This window comes from Mesorhizobium sp. M1227 (genome assembly GCF_040318315.1).
Lineage (GTDB): Bacteria > Pseudomonadota > Alphaproteobacteria > Rhizobiales > Rhizobiaceae > Mesorhizobium.
The window spans coordinates 1-6,669 of the sequence record NZ_JAMYLZ010000079.1; the positions used below are offsets into that span (position 1 = coordinate 1).

Genomic DNA, 6,669 nt, shown 5'->3' on the forward strand with positions numbered 1-6,669 from the left:
GCCAGCGCTTCGCCCTCGACGTCCTCGGAGATGATCAGCAGCGGCCTGCCGCTTTGCACCACGGCTTCGAGGATGGGCAGCAGTGCCTGCAGATTTCCGAGCTTCTTTTCGTGGATGAGGACGTAAGGGTCTTCCAGCTCGGCACGCATCTTCTCGGCATTGGTGACGAAATAGGGCGAGAGATAGCCGCGGTCGAACTGCATGCCTTCGACGACGTCGAGCTCCGTTTCGGCGGTCTTGGCCTCCTCGACGGTGATGACGCCGTCATTGCCGACCTTGTCCATCGCCTTGGCGATCATGGCGCCTACGCTGGTGTCGCCATTGGCGGCAATGGTGCCGACCTGCGCGATCTCTGCTGAGGACTTGACCTTCTTGGCGCGCGCCTGAATTTCCTTGACGACGGCGCTGACGGCAAGGTCGATGCCGCGCTTGAGGTCCATCGGGTTCATGCCGGCGGCAACGAATTTGGCGCCCTCGCGCAGGATGGAAGCGGCAAGCACCGTGGCGGTGGTGGTGCCGTCGCCGGCAAGGTCGTTGGTCTTCGAGGCCACTTCGCGCACCATCTGCGCGCCCATGTTTTCGAACTTGTCGGAAAGCTCGATTTCCTTTGCCACGGCCACCCCGTCCTTGGTGACGCGCGGCGCGCCGTAGGCCTTGTCGATAATGACGTTGCGGCCTTTGGGGCCGAGCGTCACCTTGACGGCGTTGTTGAGGATTTCGACGCCGCGCAGCATGCGGTCACGCGCGTCGGTGGAGAATTTGATTTCCTTGGCAGACATGATCTTTTCCAGTTCGGTTGTCGTGGCAAGGCGCTTGCAGCGCCTGAATCAAAGCTCGGAGCGTCCTTTGCGCGCGCGCGGGAGGGCGCGCGGCCTTCCAATCAGGCGGCCTTCTTGGCAGCCACGGTCTTGTCGATGATGCCCGTCTCGCTTTTTTCGATGATGCCCATGATATCGGCCTCCTTCATGATCAGAAGGTCCTCGCGGTCTATCTTGACCTCGGTGCCGGACCATTTGCCGAACAGAATGAGGTCGCCGGCCTTGACGTCGAGCGGGATCAGCGCGCCGCTTTCGTCCCGCGCGCCCGGCCCGACAGCGATCACTTCGCCTTCCTGCGGTTTTTCTTTGGCATTGTCGGGGATGATGATGCCGCCCTTGGATTTGGTGTCGCTTTCGGCGCGCCGAATGACGACGCGATCGTGGAGTGGCCGGAATTTCATGGGGACTCTTTCTGGGGCCAGCTTAGGCGGCCGCCCCTCTCTATAGGCGCCCTGGCACTCGATTGATAGGAGCGCCAAAAAATATTCATAGGGCACATGAAATATTGAACGTATTATCTTGCCTGGTTATCCCCTGGTGTTCGGGCCTTGCCGAATATTAATGAAATTGAATTTCTATCTTTGAACACCTATTTTATGGTGAATTCACATTCACGACTTTCGCTGCAAGGGAGATTTTACCGATGGCCGAAGGCAATCAGAACATCATGGAAAAAGCTCAGGCCCGCTTCATGGAAAATCAAAAGAAGACGGCGGAGCGGAACAAAGCAACTGCCGAATATCTCTCGGAAGCCAAGGCGAGGAGCATCAAAACGGCAAGGCTGAGGGAATTGCGACTGGCCAAGGAAGAGGCGGACCGCGCGGCGGAAGCTCTGAATCCGGTCGCACCAAAGAAGAAGCGGGCGTCACGGGCAGTCAAGAAGGCCGTATCTGCATCGACGGAGGCGAAATCATGAGCCTGACATTTCCCAATCCCAGCCGCAGCTACGACGAGGCAAGCAAACGCATCCGCTTCGTCGGCCATGACGGGATGTTCCAGATTTCCTTCTCTGTCGCAACCGATGCCATCTCCAAGATGCAGCCGGGAACGGCGGCCTCAGAAGCTACCTACCTGGCAGCCTTCGACACGGCTTCCAACTCGATCCACGATGTCGCCAGGAATGCCTATGCCCGCACCCGCAGGAGCATATATGTGCTGACTGCGGCCGATTTTCGCTAGTCCGTCGCGATCCGTCCACAAGACGCTTTGTCAGGGCTTCCGGTCCGCCTTCGCTCGCCGCTTGACGTCGCGACCGTTCAGCCGGTCGACCATCGCGTCCGCATCGCGCGTGTTCAAACTGGCCGTGAGTTGCTGCTTGAGCTCGACCGGCTGGCCGGTGAAGACGTCGAAGACGGTCCAGCTGTGAGGATGTTCCATACGGAGCGCGTAGCGCTTTGCCATCTTGGGTCCTTTCGTTTCCGCCCAATCAATGAATGTCGCTCGATCAGGCCTGGGCGATGAAGAATACTGCCGCCACGACAAGCACCGTCCACAAAACGACGGACAGCTTCAGGGCCAGGCTACCGTACGCCGAGAGCACCTCCCGAGTGTGGTTGACCAGACTCTTGACGGTCATCGACATGGTCGACGCCGCAATCGCGACCGGCGGCGCCTTGGCCCCAAGCTTTCCGAAGACAGGCAGCAGCGACGGCTCGCGCACGAAAAACGACCTCGAATGTCTGGAAACCAGACATCGTCATAGCATCCTTTTTTCGAACTCCTGCATGCCAAATGACTTCGCGCAGGTTGGCATCACCCTCAAGGGTCCGTGGCGCGGACGGCCGGGGCGTCGCGCATTCCAGGAGCAGGGCTTATTGCCGAGATCATGAAGGTTCATAATCCGCATGAGACGCGCTGATTCGCGCTTTGGCGGGATGCCTTCATGCAACGCAGCTACGCAGCCGGGAGGTCGACGCGACGGACGAAGGGAAAGACGATGACCGCGCCGGCCGTCGAATTGCAGAAGGCCATATTCGAGGCAGTGAATGACGATCCCGATTTATCGGCGGCACTGGGCGACGCACGATTGTTCGACCGTGCGCCGGAAAATGTTGCGTTCCCCCACATGACCTTCGGCCGCACCAGCGTCTACGATTGGGCAACGGGAATGGAGAACGACGCAGAACAGTTGCTGACGTTGCATGTCTGGTCGAAATCAGAGGCCAGCAAGGAAACCAATGACATCATGGACCTTGTTAGCACCCGCCTGCGCGATACGGCTCTCTCGCTCGGCGAACATCGCCGCGCCTACCTCAAGCTCGAATTCGCCGAAGCCCGCTACGACGAGGACCTTTCGGCCCATCACGGGCTGCTGCGCTTCCGCGCCGTGATCAAGGACGAGGGCTGACCACCGGGCATTTTTTACAATCCGGCAATTTTGTTCTTGCTTTGTGCCGGCAGCTATGCTACTAATTCGCGTATGGTGCTGATGGCGCCAGCGACCCGCCGCAGAGGCGGGTTTTTATTTCCGGTCGGTTCGCCTGAATCTGCCTTCGGTTGCCGGATCGATTATCGAAGTCGGGGCAAACCTGAAGCGATTGCCTTTCACTGCCAAACGATGCCCGGTTGTCGGCGAAGGATCGGAGGGCTAGGTTAAACTTGGCAATTTCGCGGGATGGGCGGCGAAATGGCAATCCGGTAATCTCGCGCTTCAGGGGTGTGGCGGGCATGCATTCGAGCGTTCACCGTTCATATCACGTTCAGCACCGGCGCGTTAGAACGCTGACCATGAAAACCCTTCGCTCCCACTTCCGGACCGCGGCACTGGCGCTGTCAGCCGCCGGTCTGCTTGCGTCGCAGGCGATGGCGATCCCCGTTGTCGTGCCCGAGCAGCCCCAACCGGTCGTCCTCGCCGCCTCCGACTGCTATGCGATCGGCCAGCAGGTGGCCGAGCAGAATGGCGGCACCTTGGCCAAGGCCTCGCAGTCGACACGCGGCGGCCAGCCCGTCTGCGTCATCGTCGTGCTGGTTCCGGGCAAGGAAGGGCAGCGTCCGCGTCGCTCGGAGATCGTCGTTCCGCTGAACTGAACCGTGCCGTTTCCCAGACTGCCGGAATCGGCCTATATCTGAACAGCTTCAACAGGCCTTCCGCATGCGCGTACTCGTCGTCGAAGATGACAAGGATCTCAACCGGCAGATCGGCGACGCGCTGGTCGATGCCGGCTATGTCGTCGACCGCGCTTTCGACGGCGAGGAAGGGCACTTTCTCGGCGACACCGAGCCCTACGATGCCGTGGTGCTCGACATCGGCCTGCCGCAGATGGACGGCATCAGCGTGGTCGAGCGATGGCGGCGCGGCGGCCGCAAGATGCCGGTGCTGATCCTGACGGCACGCGACCGCTGGAGCGACAAGGTTGCCGGCATCGACGCCGGCGCCGACGACTACGTCACCAAACCCTTCCACATCGAGGAAATCCTGGCCAGGGTGCGGGCCTTGATCCGGCGTGCTGCCGGGCACGCTTCGTCCGAACTGACCTGCGGGCCGCTCCGCCTCGACACCAAGGCCTCCAAGGCCGACGTCGACGGCGTGCCGCTGAAGCTGACCTCGCACGAATTTCGCTTGCTTGCCTATTTGATGCACCACATGGGCGAGGTGGTGTCCCGGACCGAGCTGGTCGAGCATCTCTACGACCAGGATTTCGACCGCGATTCCAACACGATCGAGGTCTTTGTCGGACGGCTTCGCAAGAAGATGGGCATCGACATGATCGAAACTGTTCGCGGCATGGGCTACCGCATGCGTAAGCCGGAGGCGTAACGCGGAACCGCTGCCTACAAAACCCGCCGTCTCGAACACGCCGTCGCTGCGGTCATGGCCGCGTTCGGTGGCGTTTCGCGTCATCGCCTTTTCCACGGTCTGGGCGATCCTCACTCTGGTCGTCATCTTCACCTTGATCACCACGCTCTATCGCCAGGCCAGCGAGCGCGGTTTCGACAGCCTGCTTTCGGCGCATCTGTTCAACCTGATCGGCTCGGTCGGCGTTTCTGAAAGCGGCCAATTGACCGGCGCCCCCGACCTTGGTGATTTGAGGTTCTCGGAACCGAATTCCGGCTGGTACTGGTCGGTCGAGCCTGCCTCGGAAGGCGTGCACGGCGATCTCCATTCGTCGTCGATGACCAAGGCGATCCCGTCGCCAAGCGTTGCCGAGGTGCCCTTCAATGCCAGCTTCCAGCGCAGCTATTCAGCGGACGGCATCGAAGGCGAGCAGTTGGAGGTGTTCGAGAGCGAGTTCGTGCTCGATGCGAAAAACCGCGCCGCGCGCTTCCGCGTCATGGGCAACCAGACCGAGCTCGAGCAGGAAATCGCCACCTTCCAGCGGCGCCTTTTGACCTATCTGTCGCTGTTCGGCGTCGGCATGATCGCCATCAATGCGATTGCCATCCTGCTCGGCCTGCAGCCGCTGCGCCGGGTCAGGAATGCGCTTGCCATGGTGCGCGAAGGAACCGCGCAGCGCCTAGATGGCCGTTTCCCGGCCGAGATCGAGCCGCTCGCCAACGAGACCAATGCGCTGATCGAGAACAACAGGCGTATCGTCGAGCGGTCGCGCACGCAGGTCGGCAACCTCGCGCACTCGCTGAAGACGCCGCTTGCCGTGCTGCTCAACGAGGGACGGGCGCTGGGTGGCGCCAAGGGCCAGCTGATCGCCGAGCAGGCCGCTTCCATGCAAAAGCAAGTGGACCATTATCTGCAACGTGCTCGCGTCGCCGCGCAGCGCGACAGCGTCGTCTACCGTACGCCGGTGGCGCCGCTGGTCCAGCGCATGGTTCGGGTGCTGCAAAAGCTCAACCCGCAGACGGCGCTGTCGCTGTCGCTGCCGGCCACCGACATCGTCTTTGCCGGCGAACGCGAGGACCTGGAGGAGCTGCTCGGCAATCTGCTCGACAATGCGATGAAATGGGCAAGGAGCGCGGTCGCCGTTTCGGTCAAGCCAATCTCCAGCAAAGGTGGCGCTGGCACGGAAGGCGCAGCCAACCTGTTCGAGATCAGCATCGAGGATGACGGCCCCGGCATTCCCGACGACAAGGCGCGCGAGGTGTTGCAGCGCGGCCGGCGGCTCGACGAGACAAAACCGGGCAGCGGGCTCGGACTTGCCATTGTCGCCGACCTTGTCAACGAGTATGGAGGCTCTCTGGCGCTGGAACGATCCATCATGGGTGGATTGAAGGCGATGGTTCGATTGCGGAGCCTTCAGTAATGCTTTTCCAGATTGCTTTTCCAGGTGGCTGGCTGCGGCCAAATTTCCGACAAACATCGACATTATGGCCGCGCCAGCTGCTGACAGCGCGGCGGTCCAGCTCAAGAAAGCCGGTATTGGCATGAAGATTCGCGTCGCGCTCGTTTCCGCCCTGCTCGCCGTCTCCGGCTGCACGACGCTCGGCAAGGGCCCGGCCGTTACGGTGACGCCGGCCTTGACGCCCCCCAGCGGCGCCAAGGTGGCGACGACGATCATCTCCGCCATGGGCGGCGGCCTCGTCGGCGGCTCTATCGGCGCCGGCCTGAGCGAGACCGAGAAGCGCAGCGCGCTCGAGGCGGAATACAAGGCGCTTGAATACACGGCGAGCGGCCAGAAAGTGGCTTGGAAGAGCGACAGTTCGGCCCATCGCGGCGAAGTGGTCGCCGCCCAGCCCTATCGCGTCGGCTCGCAGGACTGCCGGCAATACACCCATACGGTGTTTACCGGCACCGCCGGCGCCACCGCGCGCGGAACCGCCTGCCGCAATGCCGACGGCAGCTGGACGCCGCTGACGTAGAGTATCCGTGTTGGTCAAGGGAGAGATGGTGTCCAGGTCCGATTGTCCCTGAGTAGTGCGTTTGCGAGGATGATGAGCTTTCGCATGATGGCTGTGATGG

General features: G+C 61.6%; 12 protein-coding genes. 8 read left to right on the forward strand and 4 right to left on the reverse strand.

The window, feature by feature from the left end:
- Both groEL and NKH28_RS33855 read right to left on the reverse strand, forming a co-directional pair.
- The coding region (gene groEL, locus NKH28_RS33850; protein WP_352981421.1) for a chaperonin GroEL at positions 1-779 on the reverse strand (779 nt) is incomplete at its 3' end.
- Positions 780-880: 101 nt separating this feature from the next.
- Entirely contained in the window at positions 881-1,219 is a 339-nt protein-coding gene (locus NKH28_RS33855) for a co-chaperone GroES (RefSeq protein ID WP_352981422.1), read from the reverse strand.
- Positions 1,220-1,461: 242 nt separating this feature from the next.
- Between NKH28_RS33855 and NKH28_RS33860 the strand changes: the two genes are divergently transcribed.
- Together NKH28_RS33860 and NKH28_RS33865 are read left to right on the forward strand one after the other, a co-directional pair.
- Positions 1,462-1,734 carry a hypothetical protein gene (locus NKH28_RS33860; protein ID WP_352471005.1) on the forward strand — a complete coding sequence of 91 codons (273 nt, stop codon included), beginning with the start codon at positions 1,462-1,464 and terminating at the stop codon, positions 1,732-1,734.
- Positions 1,731-1,997 carry a DUF1488 family protein gene (locus NKH28_RS33865; protein WP_254819951.1) on the forward strand — a complete coding sequence of 89 codons (267 nt, stop codon included), beginning with the start codon at positions 1,731-1,733 and terminating at the stop codon, positions 1,995-1,997. Before NKH28_RS33860 ends, NKH28_RS33865 begins: the two co-directional genes overlap by 4 nt.
- Before the next feature lie 30 nt (positions 1,998-2,027).
- Here the strand turns inward: NKH28_RS33865 and NKH28_RS33870 are convergent, their stop codons facing one another.
- On the reverse strand, positions 2,028-2,219 hold the full coding sequence (locus NKH28_RS33870) for a hypothetical protein (protein ID WP_352501784.1): 192 nt from the start codon (positions 2,217-2,219) through the stop codon (positions 2,028-2,030).
- Positions 2,220-2,262: 43 nt separating this feature from the next.
- Complete coding sequence (locus tag NKH28_RS33875; RefSeq protein ID WP_352871557.1) at positions 2,263-2,394, reverse strand: hypothetical protein; 132 nt, start codon at positions 2,392-2,394, stop codon at positions 2,263-2,265.
- Between NKH28_RS33875 and NKH28_RS33880 the strand changes: the two genes are divergently transcribed.
- The 6 genes from NKH28_RS33880 (at position 2,384) to NKH28_RS33905 (ending at position 6,569) form a co-directional block, all read left to right on the forward strand.
- Complete coding sequence (locus NKH28_RS33880; protein ID WP_352981423.1) at positions 2,384-2,647, forward strand: hypothetical protein; 264 nt, start codon at positions 2,384-2,386, stop codon at positions 2,645-2,647. The two genes, NKH28_RS33875 and NKH28_RS33880, sit on opposite strands and share 11 nt — an antisense overlap.
- A 107-nt stretch (positions 2,648-2,754) precedes the next feature.
- Complete coding sequence (locus tag NKH28_RS33885) at positions 2,755-3,165, forward strand: DUF3168 domain-containing protein (protein WP_352471008.1); 411 nt, start codon at positions 2,755-2,757, stop codon at positions 3,163-3,165.
- A gap of 380 nt (positions 3,166-3,545) precedes the next feature.
- On the forward strand, positions 3,546-3,845 hold the full coding sequence (locus tag NKH28_RS33890) for a hypothetical protein (RefSeq protein WP_352471009.1): 300 nt from the start codon (positions 3,546-3,548) through the stop codon (positions 3,843-3,845).
- Positions 3,846-3,909: 64 nt separating this feature from the next.
- Positions 3,910-4,575: a response regulator transcription factor gene (locus NKH28_RS33895; protein WP_023718390.1), complete on the forward strand. Its 666-nt coding sequence runs from the start codon at positions 3,910-3,912 to the stop codon at positions 4,573-4,575.
- Positions 4,576-4,585: 10 nt separating this feature from the next.
- Complete coding sequence (locus NKH28_RS33900) at positions 4,586-6,013, forward strand: ATP-binding protein (protein WP_352471109.1); 1,428 nt, start codon at positions 4,586-4,588, stop codon at positions 6,011-6,013.
- A gap of 121 nt (positions 6,014-6,134) precedes the next feature.
- Complete coding sequence (locus NKH28_RS33905) at positions 6,135-6,569, forward strand: RT0821/Lpp0805 family surface protein (protein WP_352471010.1); 435 nt, start codon at positions 6,135-6,137, stop codon at positions 6,567-6,569.
- Positions 6,570-6,669 lie beyond the last annotated feature (100 nt).

Excerpts from the sequence above, each read along its gene's own strand:
- NKH28_RS33855 (WP_352981422.1), bottom strand. The coding sequence starts at position 1,219 with ATGAAATTCCGGCCACTCCACGATCGCGTCGTCATTCGGCGCGCCGAA.
- NKH28_RS33860 (WP_352471005.1), top strand. The coding sequence starts at position 1,462 with ATGGCCGAAGGCAATCAGAACATCATGGAAAAAGCTCAGGCCCGCTTC.
- NKH28_RS33865 (WP_254819951.1), top strand. The coding sequence starts at position 1,731 with ATGAGCCTGACATTTCCCAATCCCAGCCGCAGCTACGACGAGGCAAGC.
- NKH28_RS33870 (WP_352501784.1), bottom strand. The coding sequence starts at position 2,219 with ATGGCAAAGCGCTACGCGCTCCGTATGGAACATCCTCACAGCTGGACC.
- NKH28_RS33875 (WP_352871557.1), bottom strand. The coding sequence starts at position 2,394 with ATGACCGTCAAGAGTCTGGTCAACCACACTCGGGAGGTGCTCTCGGCG.
- NKH28_RS33885 (WP_352471008.1), top strand. The coding sequence starts at position 2,755 with ATGACCGCGCCGGCCGTCGAATTGCAGAAGGCCATATTCGAGGCAGTG.
- NKH28_RS33890 (WP_352471009.1), top strand. The coding sequence starts at position 3,546 with ATGAAAACCCTTCGCTCCCACTTCCGGACCGCGGCACTGGCGCTGTCA.
- NKH28_RS33895 (WP_023718390.1), top strand. The coding sequence starts at position 3,910 with ATGCGCGTACTCGTCGTCGAAGATGACAAGGATCTCAACCGGCAGATC.
- NKH28_RS33905 (WP_352471010.1), top strand. The coding sequence starts at position 6,135 with ATGAAGATTCGCGTCGCGCTCGTTTCCGCCCTGCTCGCCGTCTCCGGC.